The organism is Microbacterium sp. 71-36, assembly GCF_001898305.1.
Classification (GTDB): domain Bacteria; phylum Actinomycetota; class Actinomycetes; order Actinomycetales; family Microbacteriaceae; genus Microbacterium.
In genome coordinates this window covers 216,291-232,534 of record NZ_MKTP01000002.1, presented here as the reverse complement: position 1 = coordinate 232,534, position 16,244 = coordinate 216,291, and the positions used below count along the sequence as shown (strand labels likewise).

Genomic DNA, 16,244 nt, shown 5'->3' with positions numbered 1-16,244 from the left:
GCCCAGGATCCTCGGCTAGGCTGGAGAGAGTGCGCAACGAGGACGACTGCGTGCATCCACAGGAATCTTCATCGAGGAAAGCAGGCGATCGACTGTGTCGAGCCAGGTGACGGGCGTCGGTACTTCGAGCGAGGGCGAGTTCGGCGCGAACGAGTGGCTCGTGGACGAGCTCTACGAACAGTTCAAAGTCGACAAGCACTCCGTAGACAAGGCCTGGTGGCCGATCCTGGAGGCGTACCACCCGGTCGTCGACGGATCCGCCGCGGCCGCCCCGCCGCCCTCCCCCTCCGCGCAGGCCGCGCCGACGGAGCCGAAGCCCGTGACGGCACCCATCCCGGTGGTCGGCCAGGCGCCCGTGGCCCGCACGACCGCGAAGCCCGCGAAGCCTCAGCCGATCCCCGCCCAGGCACCCAACGCGGTGCCCTCCTCCGGCGCGGAGAGCACCGAAGAGGATCGGGTCACCGTCCTCAAGGGCATGCCGAAGGCGCTCGCGAGCAACATGGACGACTCGCTCACGGTTCCCACCGCGACGAGCGTGCGCACGATCCCGGCCAAGCTGATGATCGACAACCGCATCGTCATCAACAACCACATGTCGCGCACGCGCGGCGGCAAGGTCAGCTTCACGCACCTCATCGGGTGGGCGCTCATCCAGGCGCTGAAGGAGTTCCCGAGCCAGAACGTCTACTACGCCGAGATCGACGGCAAGCCCTCGGTCGTGGCGCCCGCGCACATCAACCTCGGCATCGCGATCGACATGCCCAAGCCCGACGGCTCGCGTGCGCTCCTCGTTCCCAGCATCAAGCGCGCCGACACGCTGTCGTTCGGCGAATTCCTCGCCTCCTACGAAGACCTCGTCCGCCGCGCGCGTTCGAACAAGCTCACGCCGGGCGACTTCCAGGGCACGACGATCTCGTTGACGAACCCCGGCGGCATCGGCACCGTGCACTCGGTCCCCCGCCTCATGCGCGGCCAGGGCGCCATCATCGGCGCCGGTGCGCTGGAGTACCCCGCGGAGTTCCAGGGCGCGAGCGAGAAGACGCTCAACGAACTGGCGATCGGCAAGACGATCACCCTCACCAGCACCTACGACCACCGCGTCATCCAGGGCGCCGGTTCCGGCGAGTTCCTGAAGAAGGTCCACGAGCTGCTCATCGGTCAGCGCGGCTTCTACGACGACATCTTCGCGGCGCTGCGCATCCCGTACGCCCCGATCCACTGGGCCGCCGACATCAGCGTCGACCTCTCCGAGCGCATCGACAAGAGCGCCCGCGTGCAGGAGCTCATCAACTCGTACCGCGTGCGCGGCCACCTGATGGCCGACATCGACCCGCTCGAGTACGTCCAGCGCACGCACCCCGACCTCGAGATCGAATCGCACGGGCTCACCTTCTGGGACCTCGACCGCGAGTTCGTCACCGGAGGGCTCGGCGCCAAGCGCGTGGCCAAGCTCCGCGACATCCTCGGCGTGCTGCGCGACTCCTACTGCCGCACGCTCGGCGTCGAGTACATGCACATCCAGGACCCGACCCAGCGCCAGTGGTTCCAGCGCAACGTCGAGGTCAAGTACACCAAGCCCGGCCACGACGAGCAGCTGCGCATCCTGTCGAAGCTGAACCAGGCCGAGGCCTTCGAGACGTTCCTGCAGACCAAGTACGTCGGGCAGAAGCGCTTCAGCCTCGAGGGCGGCGAGTCGCTCATCCCGCTGCTGGACCAGATCCTCCAGGGCGCCGCGTCCGCGGGTATGGACGGCGCCGCGATCGGTATGGCCCACCGCGGTCGCCTCAACGTGCTCACCAACATCGCGGGCAAGACCTACGGTCAGGTGTTCCGCGAGTTCGAGGGCGCCGTCGCCGTCGGCAGCAAGCGCGGCTCGGGCGACGTGAAGTACCACCTCGGCACCGAGGGCACGTTCATCGGCGACTCCGGTGACGAGCTGCCGGTGTACCTCGCCGCGAACCCGTCGCACCTCGAGACCGTCGACGGCGTGCTCGAGGGCATCGTCCGCGCCAAGCAGGACCGCAAGCCCATCGGCACGTTCTCGTGGCTCCCGATCCTCGTGCACGGCGACGCCGCGTTCGCGGGGCAGGGCGTCGTCGTCGAGACGCTGCAGATGTCGCAGCTGCGCGGCTACCGCACCGGCGGCACGATCCACGTCGTGGTCAACAACCAGGTGGGCTTCACCACCACCCCGACCGACGCGCGCACCTCGGTCTACGCGACCGATGTCGCCAAGACGATCCAGGCTCCGATCCTGCACGTCAACGGCGACGACCCCGAGGCCGTCGTCCGCGCCGCCGACCTGGCGTTCCTCTACCGCGAGGAGTTCCACCGCGACATCGTCATCGATCTCGTCTGCTACCGCCGACGCGGTCACAACGAGGGCGACGACCCGTCGATGACGCAGCCTCTGATGACGAACCTCATCGAGGCCAAGCGCTCGGTGCGGCGCCTGTACACCGAGTCGCTCGTCGGCCGCGGCGACATCACCGAAGACGAGTACGACCAGGCGAAGCAGGACTTCCAGAACCGTCTCGAGGTCGCCTTCGCCGACACGCACGCCGCGGAGACGGGCACCAACCCGGTCGTGACGGCCGACGCCTCCGACGAGCCGGTCGTGGGCGCGCCCGAGACCACCGGCGTCTCCCGCGAGGTCGTGCACCACATCGGCGACGCCTTCGTCAACAAGCCCGACGGCTTCACCGTGCACAACAAGCTGCAGCAGCTGCTCGACAAGCGTTTCGACATGAGCCGCAACGGCAACATCGACTGGGCCTTCGGCGAACTGCTCGCCTTCGGCTCCGTGCTGATGGAGGGCACTCCGGTCCGTTTCGCCGGGCAGGACTCGCGTCGCGGTACGTTCGTGCAGCGTCACGCGGTGCTGCACGACCGCGACAACGGCCAGGAGTGGCTGCCGCTGGCCAACCTCAGCGAGAACCAGGGCCGCTTCTGGATCTACGACTCCCTCCTCAGCGAGTACGCGGCGATGGCGTTCGAGTACGGATACTCGGTCGAGCGCGCCGACGCGCTGGTGCTCTGGGAGGCGCAGTTCGGCGACTTCGCGAACGGCGCTCAGTCGGTCATCGACGAGTTCATCTCGTCGGCCGACCAGAAGTGGGCGCAGCAGTCGAGCGTCGTGCTGCTGCTCCCCCACGGCTACGAGGGTCAGGGACCCGACCACTCGTCGGCCCGCATCGAGCGCTACCTGCAGATGTGCGCGCAGGACAACATGATCGTGGCGCGACCGTCGACCCCCGCGTCGTACTTCCACCTCCTGCGCCGTCAGGCCTACCAGCGCCCGCGCCGCCCGCTGATCGTCTTCACGCCGAAGGCCATGCTGCGCCTGCGCGGTGCCACGAGCCCGGTGGAGGACTTCCTCGAGGGCCGGTTCGAACCGGTGCTGGACGACGACCGCGGCCTCGACGCCGGCGCCGTGAAGCGCGTGCTCCTGCACGCGGGCAAGATCCACTGGGATCTGCGGGCGGAGCTCGAGAAGAACCCCAACCCCGAGATCGCCCTGGTGCGTCTCGAGCAGTACTACCCGGCTCCCGTCGAAGAGCTGAACCGTGTGCTGGAGAATTACCCCGACGCCGAACTGGTGTGGGTGCAGGACGAGCCCGAGAACCAGGGTGCCTGGCCCTTCATCGCTCTCGAGGTCGCCGACCAGCTGGGCGGGCGTGGCATCCGCGTCATCTCCCGGGCTGCCGCGGCCTCGACGGCGACGGGTTCGCCGAAGGTCCACGCGAACGAGCACGCCGAGATCATGAAGGCGGCGCTCGCGCGCTGACCCGCGACACGAGGAAGGGGCCCGGTCGATCGACCGGGCCCCTTCCGCGTTGTGCGTCGGGGAGGTTCAGGATGCCGGTGCGGCGAGGCCGAGGACCGGAGCGAGCGCCGGGATCGCGAAGGCGAGGCTCTTGTCGAGCGCCTCTCCGGTGTGACCCGCTCCGTCGACGATGTGGGTCAGGACGGTGAATCCCGCCGCCTGAGCCGCTTGGGAGTTCGCGAGCTGGCCGGGTCCGTACGTGGTGTCGAGGCTCCCCCAGGTGAAGATCGCGGTGTGTCCGGCGTAGGTGTCCGGGGCGGCGGCGCCCATGATGACCGACGGCTTGTTCGCCTGGAAGGCCGCGGCATCGCCGCCGTACACGTCCGCCACGGTCTGGGCGACGTGTTCGGACCCCGGGAACTCGTTGCCCATCACGTCGAGCATCTGCCCCCAGGTTCCGGGATACTTCGCGCCGTACATGGCTGCGCAGGACCCGCCGTTGGAGAAGCCCCCGATGACCCAGTACCGGTGGTCGGTGACGATGTTGAGGTTCTTCTCTGCCCACTGCGGAACGAGCTGGTTGATGTAGGTGGCGACGGCGCCGTACTTGGCCGAGTCCACGCACGTGGGGTCGCGGTCGGGGGCGGTGAGCTGATCGACGACGATCGCGATGGGCGCGAGGCCCCTGTTCGCGGCCGCGAAGGCGTCGAGGGCCTTCGCCAGCGCCGTCGGATCCGGCGAACCGGGCTGACCCATCATGAACACGAGGAGGGGCAGCGCCGGCGGGTTGGCGACCTGCGCGGCCGGCGGAAGGTACAGAGAGGCGTCCCGTGCGGCGTACTGCCCCGTGGGGATCTTGGTGCTGCCGGTGAGGGCGCTCACCGTCCCCTTCGCGGGCATGTCGGCCGGCGGCTGCCAGGTCTGGTAGAGGGTGGCCGGGTCACCGGCCGTGGCATCCTGCCGTGGAAGGGTCGCGGGATCGAGCGCCTGCACGCCCAGGATCGCGGCGAGGTTGTGCGTCACGCCGTAGGACGCGTTCACTCCCAGCGCGGCGGCGAACAGCGACGCGAGCACGGTGATGACGCCGACGATGCGCCGCCCCCAGGGACGGCTGCAGATCCCCACGACGCCCACGGCCGCCGCGGCGACGCCGGCGGAGGCCCATGTGGCCGCGTGCACGGGGAGCGGCCCCTGGAAGACGTCACCGCCTTCGAGGATGTGGACCACGATGTAGGTGACCAGCCCCGCCGAGACGCCGATGAGAAGAGCCCGGAGGAGATGGCGCGGGGGCCAGAACAGGACCGCGACGACACCGACCGCGGCGATCAGGGCACTGATGAGCAGCAGCGGCGAATCGATGAGCTCGAACGACAGGAAGAAGCGGTTCATCGACGACCTCCCCAGGCCGATCGGGCCAGGGCCACGATCTCCCGGCGCGACGCATCGGGAAGGTAGGCGCGTCCTACCGCCGCCCCGATCGCCGGGAGGTGCAGCGGGTCGCGGTACGCCAGTGCGAGTTCCCGGTAGCGGGGGCGGAACTTGCCCTTGAACCGGAACAGCGACGCGAATCCGTACGCGGGTTCGAGCACCTCCGCGAGCCATCGCAGCAGCGCCCGCAGAGCCGACGGGTCGCCGTCCGCCGCCGCGTCCGGAGCTTCGGCCAGCGGAGCACCGGACAAGCTGAGCACCGACGCCCCCTCCTCCTGCAGCTGCAGCGCCGCCTTGGCGATGAGGAACTCCATCATGCCGTTGGGGCCGTCGGTCCGGCGACGCATGAAGTCCAGCGTCCACCCGGTGACCGCGCCGTCGGTCCAGCTCGGCATCCAGCTCGTGACCGCCTCGATGCGGCCGTCGGGACCCACCGCGAGGAGCAGGCGGACGTCGCGGTCGCGCAGTTCGTCGAGCGAACCCAGCGTGAATCCCATCTCGGGGAGGGCACGGTCGGCGACCCATTCCTCGTCGATCGCGACCACCTGAGAGGCCTGGACGACGGTGAGCTCACGCCATCGGGTCCAGACCGCGGTGTACCCCTCGCGCTCGGCGCGTGTCAGCGGCTGTCGCACCTTCTGCCAGGCCTTCCCCGCGAAGGACAGGCCGGCGAGATCCATCACGGTCTCCACGCCGACCGGGACATGACGCCACCCGAGGGCTTCCAGATCGGCGGCGGTGTCCTCGTGGACGCTGTAGAAGGCCGGAATCCACCCATGCTCCACGCAATAGTCCGAGAACGACCGCAGCGTCTCGGGCCGGCGCCCCTCGGGCGCGAGGGGGTCCGCCACCGCGAGCGCGACGTCGCCCACCAGCCGGTACGCCACGGCGCAGTCGCGGTCGTCGGAGTACCAGTGCCGGTTGCCGGCCCACGTGCCGAGGAATCCGAGGGTGTCGCCGCCCCGGCGCAGCAGCTCGCGATAGAGGCGGGCGTCACCGGCGTCGGGGCGCTGCACGCGGCGGAACAGCCAGAGGATCGCGGCGATCACCACGGCCCAGAACAGCACGCCCACCCACTGGTAGGCGAACAGCGCCGGCCCGTGGTGGGGGAAGGTCGCCACCCCCGCCGGGTTCGTGTACGCCGGCGGCAGGAACCGTCGGAGAGTGAGGAGCACGAGGTCGCCGACCGAGGGGTCACGGTCGAAGGAGCGACGCCCCAGCGCCTCGATCGCGAAGAACGTGGTCGCGCAGGCGACGAAGGCGACGCCGATCACCGCGCCGACGGTGCGGGCTGCGCGCGGCGTCGCCCGTACCGAGAAACGGCCGCGCGCGGTGACGAGGACCACGGCGAGCGCGAGGGGGATGACCACCGTCGCCACCGCCCACAGCACGTACTCGGCGCCGCTGCCGTCGACCCACGGATCGATGAGCAGCCGCCCGTCGAGCAGCGAGATCACGGGGATGACGGCGGTCGCCACCAGCGTGAACACCGCGAGGAAGAGAGCGGAACGACGCCCGAGACGCAGTCCCCACGCGGCCACCAGCATCAGCACGAGGGGGGTCACGGCCAGGAGTGCCGGCCCGAGTCCCCGTGTCATCAGCAGGGCGAGCTGCTCGTCGCACACCGACGACGACACCCGCGCGCACCGCGCCAGCAGTTCGTCGTCGTACTGCGTGTAGGCGTCGACGACGAGCGAGAGCGGGCCGCGCCCCCCGCCGCTGATGAGGGCGACCAGTGGCCCGCTCCCGACGACGGCGACGACGAGCGCGAGCAGGGTCCGCGTCTCGCGCGTGGAACTGCGGTGCCACGCGCGGCGCTCCCGTCCTCGGGCGAGCACTTCGCCGACCCCGAGACCGATGACCGCGGCGCTCAGGCGGTACCACGAGTCGGCGTCGCCGGCGTAGAGCGCGAAGAGCGCGAGGACCGCGAAACCGACGAGGCGCACGCGCCGGCGCCAGAGAGTCGGCGCGAAGGCCGTCGCCGCCAGGACGACGCCGGCGATCGGCGTGGTCGGATCCAGGACGGGCACCTCGGCGGCCACGACCGGACGCAGGTCGGTCAGGGCCCAGGCGGCGGCGTGGAAGCCGATGCCCGTCAACAGACCCGCCAAGCCGAGGACGCCCAGGAGCAGCGCGGTCCGCCGCGACCCGAGCAGGCGCTCCGCGTACGCGAGCACCGAGATCGCGAGGGAGGCCGAGACGACCGCGTCGATCGTGGAGTCGGGGATCACGAGAGCGGTGAGCAGCGTCCACCACCGGCCCGCCGCGAACGTCGCGAGGGGGCCGGCGCCCCAGATCGAGGCATCCTCGCCCCAGAGGGTGCCGGTCAGCGCCGCCGTCGAGAGGATGACGACCATCAGAGCGACCGAGACCGGATGCGTCGCGACGAAGCGACGGGCCGCGCGCGACAGCGCGCCGACCCGCTCCCGGGCACGCCGCGCACGCCGCGGAGCGGCGGGTGCGGAGGGGGGCGCGGCGTCGGACATCGGCGGGATGCTACTCGGCGACTCTGTGGACGACACTCAGTACCAGATGTCCAGGAGCGGCGCCGCGGCCGGCGCGAACGCCCCGTCGACGGCACCGAGGTGCGCGGCCGCGCCGTGCACGAGCCCGGCCGTGGCGAGCTCGGTCGCGCGCACTCCCCCGAGGAGGAGCGACGCCAGCGACCCCACGGGCATCCGCACGTCCGGCTCGGCCTCGACGCGGTCCACGACGGCCTCTCCCGACCCGTCGATGCGGACCCGCCAGGCGCCTTCGGCGAACCCGAGCGGGTCGCTCACTCCGAAGACGAGGTCGAGGGGGCCGGAATAGCGACGGGATGCCAGAGCACCCGGCACGTCCAGAACCCGCAGCCAGTGGTGGTCGGTGAGCGTCGCGGTGACCGCGCGCCGGTCGGAGACCATCCACTGGACCGGGGGCACGGCCGGCTGCAGCTCGGCGGTCACCCGCCCGACGAGGTCGTGCTCGAGGGCGAATCGCCACAGGGCGGCGAGCGCGTCGTCTCCGTCGGCGAAGAGCGCCCGGATCTGCAGCTCGTGCGCCGTGAACTCCTCACGCTCGGCGATCGTGTAGACCAGGATGCCGCGCTCCACCCCCGCGGGGTCGCGGTACGCCACGGCGCGGACCTTCTTGGCATCCGGCGCCTCGGGGGTGAGCCCGGCGATTCCGCGCCAGCGGCCCTCCCACCCGGGGACGGCGCCCGGCCGGCGCACGCGCATCCGCTCGTGCACCGCGGTGATCCGCTCCGGCAGGCTCTCCTTGGGGACGAAGTCGAGGCGGCCCGGGGCGACGGGACCCGTCCAGCGCGCGCGACGCGTGTCGACCACGACGTCGGACGCCCACGCGGCCGGCGAGAACCCCCAGCGACCGTAGATCGTCGCCTCGGTGACCGTGAGTCCGGCGAGCGCGTAGCCGGCCGCGGCGGCCGTGCGCAGTTCACCCGTGAGCATCGCGGTCGCGATGCCGCGCCGACGGTGGGTGGGGGCGACGGTCACGGCGCTGATCGACCAGATCGGGAGGGTGCGCTCGGGCGACACCGTCAGCTCGCTGACCCAGGAGTCCACGGTCGCGACGGGGACGTCGGGCTGGTCTCCGGCCCGGTCGAACACCCCCGTGAGCCGGCGGGTCCGCAGGGCCGAGCGCGAACTCTCGACCTGCTCGGGTGTCGGCTCCTCACCGAGGAATCCGCGCGCCACCGAGGACAGGAACGACGCGAACCCGTCTCCGTCGGGGTCGACGAGGGCGTACTCGAGCCCGGTCCGGGCCAGCGCAGCCGAGGATTCGGCGTCCAGGGGAAGGGTCGAGGTCTGCGATGGGGCCATGGACCCCAGCCTACGGACGCACGCGCTCCGGCGCCGGACGACGCGGGATCAGTGCGTGGCCTGCACGGCGCGCAGCCGTGCGAGCACCTGGTCGCGCAGTTCGTCGGGAGCGGTCTCTTTGCACGCCCGCGCCACGACCTCGGTGAGGGTGCGTGCCACGAGCGCCTCGTCCTGGCATCCGGGGCAGTTCTCGAGGTGCTCGCGGATGTCGTTCTGCTCGGTCTTGCACACTTCGTTCCGGAGGTACTCCTCCAGGTCGCGCCGTGCCTTCTCGCAGCCGCAGTCGCTCATTTCTTCACTCCCGTCGCGGCCTGGATGCCGCGCTCCTTCGCGTAGTCCGACAGCAGGTCACGCAGCAGCCGCCTGCCGCGGTGCAGACGGCTCATGACCGTGCCGATCGGTGTCTTCATGATGTCGGCGATCTCCTGGTAGGCGAAGCCCTCGACGTCGGCGAGGTACACCGCCATCCGGAAATCCTCGGGGATCGACTGCAGCGCGTCCTTGACGACGGACGCGGGCATGTGGTCGATCGCTTCGGCCTCGGCCGAGCGGGCGCTCGTGGCCGTGGTCGACTCGGCGCCGCCGAGCTGCCAGTCCTCGAGGTCGTCGATGGCGCTCTGGTACGGCTCGCGCTGCTTCTTGCGGTACGTGTTGATGTACGTGTTCGTCAGGATGCGGTAGAGCCAGGCCTTCAGGTTCGTGCCCTGCGTGAAGGTCGACCACGATCCGAAGGCCTTGACGAAGGTCTCCTGCACGAGGTCGGCCGCGTCGGCCGGGTTGCGCGTCATGCGCATGGCCGCCGCATAGAGCTGGTCCATGAAGGGCAGAGCCTGCTCTTCGAACTGCGCGCGAGGCTCCGTCGCATCTGCCGTGTCATCCATCGGTGGCAAGTCTACGTCGAGCGTATGTTCGGGCCATCGCAGCGCCGGGCGCTGGAGAAGTGCGGTCACGTGTCGTCCCCCTTTCAGTAGGGTAGGAACCGATGAGCGACCACGGGTATTCCCCCCTCTCCCCGACCGCCGCGCCGCGCGGCGCCTGGGCTGCGCCCGTGGCGGACACCGCGGTGGATGCCACGGTCACCGTGCCCGGGTCGAAGTCCCTCACCAACCGCGAACTGGTCCTCGCCGCCCTGGCCGACGGACCCGGCGTGCTGCACGCCCCGCTGCACTCCGACGACTCCGCGCGCATGATCGACGCGCTGCGCACGCTCGGCGTCCAGATCGAGGAGATCGACGAGGGGTCGCCGTTCGGCCCCGACCTGCGGGTGATCCCGCCGTCGTCGTTCGCCGGCGCCACCACCGTCGACTGCGGGCAGGCCGGCACCGTCATGCGGTTCGTGACGCCGGTCGCCGGGCTGGCCCGCGGCGACGTGCTCGTCACGGCCCACGAGAGCGCGCTGCATCGCCCCATGGGCGCCATGATCTCCGCCCTGCGCGAGGTGGGCGTCGACATCGACGACGGGGGCAACTGGACGCTCCCCTTCACCGTCCGCGGGCACGGACACGTGCGCGGCGGCGAGGTCGAGATCGATGCCAGCCAGTCCAGCCAGTTCGTCTCCGGACTGCTCCTGGCGGCCCCCCGTTTCGACGTCGGACTGCACCTCCGCCACGTCGGGTCGCGACTGCCGAGCGTGCCCCACATCGACATGACGGTGGAGGCCCTCGCCCACCGCGGCGTGCACGTCGAACGCCCCGCGGTCGGCGAATGGATCGTTCCGGCCGGTCCGATCCGCGCGAAGGACGTCGCGATCGAGCCCGACCTGTCCAACGCGGCACCGTTCCTGGCCGCGGCCATCGTCACCGGCGGATCCGTGTCGGTGACGGGGTGGCCGGCCCACAGCACGCAGCCCGGCGCACTGCTCCCCGAGATCCTCGGCGAGATGGGCGCACGCGTGAGCCGCCGCGGCGGCACGCTCACCGTCACGGCGGGCGACGCCATCCTGGGCGCCGAGCTCGACCTGTCGGCCGCGGGCGAACTGGCCCCGACGATCTTCGGCCTCGCGGCGTTCGCCGACGGTCCGACCACGCTGCACGGCATCGGGCACATCCGCGGGCACGAGACCGACCGCATCGCGGCCCTGGTCGGCAACCTCCGGGCGATCGGCGGCGAGGCGCACGAGCTGGAGGACGGCATCCGCATCGTCCCGGCTCCGCTCCGCGGCGGCGAGTGGAAGGCGCACCACGACCACCGCATGGCCACGACCGGAGCCCTGATCGGTCTGCGCGTCCCCGGCGTCGTCATCGACGACATCGGCACGACCGCGAAGACCCTGCCGCAGTTCGCGGCGCTGTGGGCGACGATGCTGGATCCGGATGCCACGGACTGACGCGTGAGCTGGCTCGACGACGCAGCCGACGACGACGACCTCGAATACGACGAGTCGTCGGTCCGGGTCCGCCCGAATCCGAAGGCGAACCGCCCGCGGACCAAACGCCGTCCCGCGCACGCCGACGCTCGGATCGCCCGCGTGCTGGGCGTGGACCGCGGCCGCTACACGGTGCTCATCGACGAGGGCGGCCCCGACGAACGACGGGTCCTCGCGACCCGCGCCCGCGAGCTCCGCAAGCAGCCCATCGTCAACGGCGACCGCGCCCGCGTCGTCGGAGACCTCTCCGGTGGCGAGGGGACGCTCGGCCGCATCGTCGGGATCGAGGAGCGCACGTCGCTGCTGCGGCGCAGCGCCGACGACACCGACCAGGTCGAGCGCGTCATCGTGGCCAACGCCGACCAGATGCTCATCGTCGTCGCCGCGGCCGACCCCGAACCGCGCGAGCGCCTCGTCGACCGCTACCTCGTGGCGGCGCTGGATGCCGGCATCCGTCCGATGCTCGTGGTGACCAAGACCGACCTCGCCGATCCGAGCGAGTTCCTCTCGCACTTCGCCGGCGTCGACCTGCGGGTGTTCACGAGTGGCCGCGAGGCCATGCCGCTCGATCGGATCGGCGAGGCCCTCGCGGGGCATTCGACCGTGTTCGTCGGCCACTCGGGCGTCGGCAAGTCGACGCTCGTGAACGCCCTCACCGGTTCGGAGCGCGCCATCGGGCACGTCAACGAGGTCACGGGGCGCGGTCGCCACACGTCCTCGTCCGCGGTGTCGCTGCGCTATCGCGGGCCCGCCGGATCCGGCTGGGTCATCGACACCCCCGGCGTCCGCTCGTTCGGACTCGGGCACGTCGACCCCGCGAACGTCCTCGCGGCCTTCACCGACCTCGCCGAGATCGCCGAGGAGTGCCCGCGCGGCTGCACCCACCTGCCCGACGCCCCCGACTGCGCGATCGTGGAGGCCGTGGCATCCGGTCGTCTGGGTCCGGGCGCCGCGGCGCGCCTGGACTCGCTGCAGCGTCTGCTCACCACCTTCCAGTCGATCGAGCGTTCTAGGCTGGAGGGGTGACGACTCTCGAAGCCGGCCAGGCCGCTCCCGATTTCACCCTGCTCGACCAGGACGAGCACCCCGTCTCGCTCAGCGACTTCCGCGGTCGCCGCGTGATCGTGAACTTCTACCCCGCGGCGCAGACGCCCGGGTGCACGACGCAGGCGTGCGACTTCCGCGACAGTCTCGCCTCGCTCCAGGGCGCGGGCTACACCGTGCTCGGCGTCTCGCGTGACACCCCCGAGAAGCTGCGGGCGTTCCGCGACAGCGACGGCCTGACGTTCCCGCTGCTGAGCGACCCCGACCACGCGGTGCACGAGGCGTACGGCGCGTGGGGCGAGAAGCAGAACTACGGCAAGACCGTCACCGGTGTGCTGCGTTCGACCTTCGTGATCGACGAGGAGGGTCGCATCGTCGAGGCGCAGTACAACGTCAAGGCGACCGGTCACGTCGCGCGCCTGCGCAAGTCGCTGGGGCTCGCGACCGCCTGATCCGGTCCGCGCTCAGCCGTCGTCGCGGCGGGGCGGCGCGGACGCCCGCACGGCGAGGATCAACAGGATCAGCCCCACGACCGCGGGCGCCGCGATGAGCAGCGCGATCCCGGGTGCCGCCCACTCCCCCGTCACCGCGCCGATCGCCACCGACAGGATCAGCAGCTGCGTGACGATGCCGCCCGAGCGACCGGCCGAGACCTCTCGGGCGGTCGCGACGGCGAACGCGCCGATGATCGCGGCTCCGATCACGGTGAGCACGATGAGGGCCACCGAGCTCACGACCGAGTCGGTGTCTCCGCCGACGAGCGCGACGACCTGCCAGCCGGCGAGCGCCAGCACGCCGATGGCTTCGAGCCCGAGGACGAACGCGGCCAGATGACGAACCGGCATGACCCGCGATCCTTCCCGACGAGTGTTTCCCCGGCGTTGCAACCTGGAAACCTGCCGGTTACCTCTTGATCGGCCGGAAGCGCTGTGGGACCATGGAAAAAGCCGTGTGCTCCCACAGCGAAGTGGGGCGAGCAATCGCTCGCGTATCCCACCAGGGTACCGGACCCGAACCCCGGTGCCCGCCAACGAATATTTTTCTGCAACAAGGAGCACCCCTATGGATTGGCGCGACAAAGCAGCCTGCCTGACCGTCGACCCCGAACTGTTCTTCCCCGTGGGCAACACCGGCCCCGCGGTCGACCAGATCGAGAAGGCGAAGTCGGTCTGCGCGCGTTGCACCGTCACCGAGGTCTGCCTGCAGTACGCCCTCGAGTCCGGCCAGGATTCGGGCGTGTGGGGCGGTCTCTCCGAAGACGAGCGCCGCGCGCTCAAGCGCCGCGCCGCGCGCGCCCGCCGCGCGTCCTGACACCGCATCGCCGTCGAGAAGCCCACCCCCGCGGGGGTGGGCTTCTTCGTTCCCTCGGCCGGGTGCGGCGCCCGCTCAGCGATCCGCGCAGAATCAGCGTCCACCGGCCAAGGCGGGCTGAGTCCGCGCCGATCGCGGAGGGTGCGCCGCGGTCAGGCGGTGACGCGGTCGATGTAGCGCAGAGGAATCTCGATCGTGACCTCGGTACCGCTGCCCATCAGGGTGTGCCAGTCGATGGTTCCCCCGAGTTCGCCCTGGATGAGCGTGCGGACGATCTGCGTGCCCAGACCCCGGCCCACCTGTCCCTCCGGCAGCCCCACGCCGGTGTCGCGCACGCGCACCTCGAGCATCTCGTCCCCGCGTTCCGCGGCGATCTCGACGTCGCCCTCCTGACCCGCGAGCCCGTGCTCGACGGCGTTGGTCACGAGCTCGGTCAGCGCGAGCGCGAGGGGCGTGGCGTACTCGCTCGGCAGCGTGCCGAAGCGCCCGGTGCTGCGGGTCCGCGCCCGGGTGTTGGGGGCGGCGGCGACCTCGGCGACGAGCTTCAGCACGCGGGCGAACACGTCGTCGAAGTCGACGTTCTGGGCGAGCCCCTCCGACAGCGTGTCGTGGACCACCGCGATCGCCGACACCCGTCGCATGGCCTGGGTCAAGGCATCCCGGGCTTCGTCGGAATGCGTCCGCCGCGCCTGGATGCGAAGGAGGGATGCCACGGTCTGGAGGTTGTTCTTGACGCGGTGGTGGATCTCGCGGATCGTGGCGTCCTTGGTGATGAGCTCCTGCTCCTGGTGCCGGATCTCGGTCACGTCGCGGCTGAGGACGATCGCGCCGATGCGCGTTCCACGGTCGCGGAGGGGAATGGTGCGCAGCGACACCTGCACGCCCCGCGCCTCGATGTCGGCGCGCCATGGGGCGCGTCCGGTCACCACGATGGGGAGCGACTCGTCGACGTCCTGCCGCTTGGCGGGGAGGATGCGCTCGGTGACCTCGGCGAGGGACTCCCCTTCGAGCTCGTCGTCGAAGCCCATGCGGTTGAACGCGGAGAGCGCGTTGGGGCTGGCGAACGTCGTGATGCCGTCGACGTCGAGCCGGATGAGGCCGTCGGAGGCGCGCGGCGCACCACGTCGCGGGGAGGTCGGGGCCTTCAGGTCGGGGAACTCGCCGGAGGCGATCATGCCGAACAGATCGTCGGCGCAATCGTTGAAGGTGATCTGCTGACGCGAGGGCGTCCGCGTCTCGCCGAGGTTGGTGTGACGGGTGAGGACGCCCACGGTGACCTCGGCCTGCCCGTCGCGCGCGAGCGTGCGCACGATCGGCACCGCGCGCACCCGCGTCGGCGTCTCCTCGAACCAGTCGGGGGATGCCGAGTCGACGATGCGTCCGCTCTGGAACGCCTCGCGCACCTGCGTGCGCCACTGCGGACGCACCCGGTCGCCGACGATGTCGCGGTAGAACAGCGTCGCCGCTCCTCCGGGTCGGGTGTGTGCGACGGCGACGAAAGAGTCGTCGGGGGTCGGCACCCAGATCACGATGTCGGCGAAGGCGAGGTCGGCGAGCAGCTGGCCGTCGCCGGCGAGCCGATGCAGCCACTCGACGTCGGCCTCACTGGAGCGGCCCTGGGCGTAGACGAGTTCGCTGAGTGTCGACACCCCCTCAGCCTAGGCCGCCGACCCCCGTGGTCCGGGCCCGCCGGGCCGAGGGCGGGATACCCGCGCGTGATCCCCGTCCCGGCGTCCCCGCGAACGCGGCTCGGGGTCGCGACCGCGGCGCGCGCGGGTGAAGACCGCGGGTGAACCCGCGATCCCGGCAACTCGGGGGACATGATGATCGCGCGCTCGAGGCCCCGTCACCCCCCGCCCCTTTCGCGCGCCGGAATCGATCGCGCACCTCCGCGGGAACGACCTTCCGGCCGGGGGCGCGCTCGTGACGACGACCGCATCCGGGCCCGGGAATCGCCCGCTCCTCACCCTCGCAGCGTCCTCTCCGTCGCTCCGCGCGCGGTTCGCCTCCCCGTCCGGGACCTCCTACCGTCGTGCCACACCCCCTGGCACATACGAGACACGGAAGTCCCCCCACAATGTCCGCTCCCCTCCTCCGCGGCTCGGAGCACGCCTCAGCCGCTGTCCGAACCGATGCGTTCTTCGCCCCGCAGCGCACATCCGCCGCGCACCTCCCCTCGGCGGAGATCTTCGTCCGGAACGTCGTGCGCGGAGCACTCGAGGTCTTCGCCGGCGTCCGCGAGGCGGAGCAACTCGCGAGGTGGACGACGGAGGACGTCTACCGCGCCGTCGTGGTCCGCGCGGGTCTCGCCGCCCGGGCGCGCAGCGCACGGCGCATGCCCGTACCGCGCGACGTTCACGAGATCCGGTCCGTACACCTCTCCTCCCCCGCCGACGGGGTCGTCGAAGCCACTGTGATCGCCGCGGCGCGGACGCGCACGCGCGCCATCGCCCTCCGCATCGAAGGTCTGGACGGCCGCTGGCGCGTCACCGCCCTCGCACTGCTGTGA

Annotated in this window: 13 protein-coding genes; 6 read left to right on the top strand and 7 right to left on the bottom strand. The window is 71.1% G+C overall.

The window, feature by feature from the left end; translation table 11 throughout:
• Positions 1 to 94: 94 nt before the first annotated feature.
• The gene (locus tag BGO45_RS09630) at positions 95 to 3,787 is read left to right on the top strand and encodes a multifunctional oxoglutarate decarboxylase/oxoglutarate dehydrogenase thiamine pyrophosphate-binding subunit/dihydrolipoyllysine-residue succinyltransferase subunit (RefSeq protein ID WP_292693455.1); all 3,693 of its coding nucleotides are present in this window, start codon (positions 95 to 97) and stop codon (positions 3,785 to 3,787) included.
• 66 nt (positions 3,788 to 3,853) lie between these two features.
• Here the strand turns inward: BGO45_RS09630 and BGO45_RS09625 are convergent, their stop codons facing one another.
• The 5 genes from BGO45_RS09625 to BGO45_RS09605 are packed head-to-tail and all read right to left on the bottom strand — an operon-like array spanning position 3,854 to position 9,896.
• Positions 3,854 to 5,155 (bottom strand): esterase, encoded by a 1,302-nt coding sequence (locus BGO45_RS09625; RefSeq protein WP_292693453.1) that lies wholly within the window; start codon positions 5,153 to 5,155, stop codon positions 3,854 to 3,856.
• Positions 5,152 to 7,680, bottom strand: a complete 2,529-nt coding sequence (locus tag BGO45_RS09620; RefSeq protein ID WP_292693451.1) for a bifunctional lysylphosphatidylglycerol flippase/synthetase MprF — start codon at positions 7,678 to 7,680, stop codon at positions 5,152 to 5,154. Before BGO45_RS09620 ends, BGO45_RS09625 begins: the two co-directional genes overlap by 4 nt.
• A 36-nt stretch (positions 7,681 to 7,716) precedes the next feature.
• A complete protein-coding gene (locus tag BGO45_RS09615) occupies positions 7,717 to 9,015 on the bottom strand; it encodes a GNAT family N-acetyltransferase (protein WP_292693448.1) in 1,299 nt (432 codons plus the stop codon).
• 48 nt (positions 9,016 to 9,063) lie between these two features.
• Complete coding sequence (locus BGO45_RS09610; protein ID WP_076490987.1) at positions 9,064 to 9,306, bottom strand: zf-HC2 domain-containing protein; 243 nt, start codon at positions 9,304 to 9,306, stop codon at positions 9,064 to 9,066.
• Positions 9,303 to 9,896 carry a sigma-70 family RNA polymerase sigma factor gene (locus BGO45_RS09605; protein ID WP_076490988.1) on the bottom strand — a complete coding sequence of 198 codons (594 nt, stop codon included), beginning with the start codon at positions 9,894 to 9,896 and terminating at the stop codon, positions 9,303 to 9,305. Before BGO45_RS09605 ends, BGO45_RS09610 begins: the two co-directional genes overlap by 4 nt.
• A gap of 101 nt (positions 9,897 to 9,997) precedes the next feature.
• Here BGO45_RS09605 and aroA point away from each other — a divergent pair, with 101 nt between their 5' ends.
• From aroA to bcp, 3 genes are read left to right on the top strand one after another with little or no spacing between them, the layout of a single operon-like run.
• Positions 9,998 to 11,341, top strand: coding sequence for a 3-phosphoshikimate 1-carboxyvinyltransferase (aroA, locus tag BGO45_RS09600; RefSeq protein ID WP_292693443.1), 1,344 nt, complete (start codon positions 9,998 to 10,000; stop codon positions 11,339 to 11,341).
• Between the two features lie 3 nt (positions 11,342 to 11,344).
• Positions 11,345 to 12,406, top strand: coding sequence for a ribosome small subunit-dependent GTPase A (rsgA, locus tag BGO45_RS09595; protein WP_292693440.1), 1,062 nt, complete (start codon positions 11,345 to 11,347; stop codon positions 12,404 to 12,406).
• The gene (bcp, locus tag BGO45_RS09590; RefSeq protein ID WP_292693437.1) at positions 12,403 to 12,876 is read left to right on the top strand and encodes a thioredoxin-dependent thiol peroxidase; all 474 of its coding nucleotides are present in this window, start codon (positions 12,403 to 12,405) and stop codon (positions 12,874 to 12,876) included. The genes rsgA and bcp overlap by 4 nt, the downstream gene beginning before the upstream one ends.
• Before the next feature lie 12 nt (positions 12,877 to 12,888).
• On the opposite strand, the gene BGO45_RS09585 is transcribed toward bcp, so the two are convergent.
• Complete coding sequence (locus BGO45_RS09585; RefSeq protein ID WP_292693434.1) at positions 12,889 to 13,269, bottom strand: histidine kinase; 381 nt, start codon at positions 13,267 to 13,269, stop codon at positions 12,889 to 12,891.
• 217 nt (positions 13,270 to 13,486) lie between these two features.
• Here BGO45_RS09585 and BGO45_RS09580 point away from each other — a divergent pair, with 217 nt between their 5' ends.
• The gene (locus BGO45_RS09580) at positions 13,487 to 13,735 is read left to right on the top strand and encodes a WhiB family transcriptional regulator (protein ID WP_013583608.1); all 249 of its coding nucleotides are present in this window, start codon (positions 13,487 to 13,489) and stop codon (positions 13,733 to 13,735) included.
• Positions 13,736 to 13,887: 152 nt separating this feature from the next.
• Here the strand turns inward: BGO45_RS09580 and BGO45_RS09575 are convergent, their stop codons facing one another.
• Positions 13,888 to 15,384, bottom strand: coding sequence for a sensor histidine kinase (locus BGO45_RS09575; protein WP_292693395.1), 1,497 nt, complete (start codon positions 15,382 to 15,384; stop codon positions 13,888 to 13,890).
• A gap of 428 nt (positions 15,385 to 15,812) precedes the next feature.
• Between BGO45_RS09575 and BGO45_RS09570 the strand changes: the two genes are divergently transcribed.
• A complete protein-coding gene (locus BGO45_RS09570; RefSeq protein WP_292693392.1) occupies positions 15,813 to 16,244 on the top strand; it encodes an Rv3235 family protein in 432 nt (143 codons plus the stop codon).

Excerpts from the sequence above, each read along its gene's own strand:
- BGO45_RS09625 (WP_292693453.1), bottom strand. The coding sequence starts at position 5,155 with ATGAACCGCTTCTTCCTGTCGTTCGAGCTCATCGATTCGCCGCTGCTG.
- BGO45_RS09620 (WP_292693451.1), bottom strand. The coding sequence starts at position 7,680 with ATGTCCGACGCCGCGCCCCCCTCCGCACCCGCCGCTCCGCGGCGTGCG.
- BGO45_RS09615 (WP_292693448.1), bottom strand. The coding sequence starts at position 9,015 with ATGGCCCCATCGCAGACCTCGACCCTTCCCCTGGACGCCGAATCCTCG.
- BGO45_RS09610 (WP_076490987.1), bottom strand. The coding sequence starts at position 9,306 with ATGAGCGACTGCGGCTGCGAGAAGGCACGGCGCGACCTGGAGGAGTAC.
- BGO45_RS09605 (WP_076490988.1), bottom strand. The coding sequence starts at position 9,896 with ATGGATGACACGGCAGATGCGACGGAGCCTCGCGCGCAGTTCGAAGAG.
- aroA (WP_292693443.1), top strand. The coding sequence starts at position 9,998 with ATGAGCGACCACGGGTATTCCCCCCTCTCCCCGACCGCCGCGCCGCGC.
- BGO45_RS09585 (WP_292693434.1), bottom strand. The coding sequence starts at position 13,269 with ATGCCGGTTCGTCATCTGGCCGCGTTCGTCCTCGGGCTCGAAGCCATC.
- BGO45_RS09580 (WP_013583608.1), top strand. The coding sequence starts at position 13,487 with ATGGATTGGCGCGACAAAGCAGCCTGCCTGACCGTCGACCCCGAACTG.
- BGO45_RS09570 (WP_292693392.1), top strand. The coding sequence starts at position 15,813 with ATGTCCGCTCCCCTCCTCCGCGGCTCGGAGCACGCCTCAGCCGCTGTC.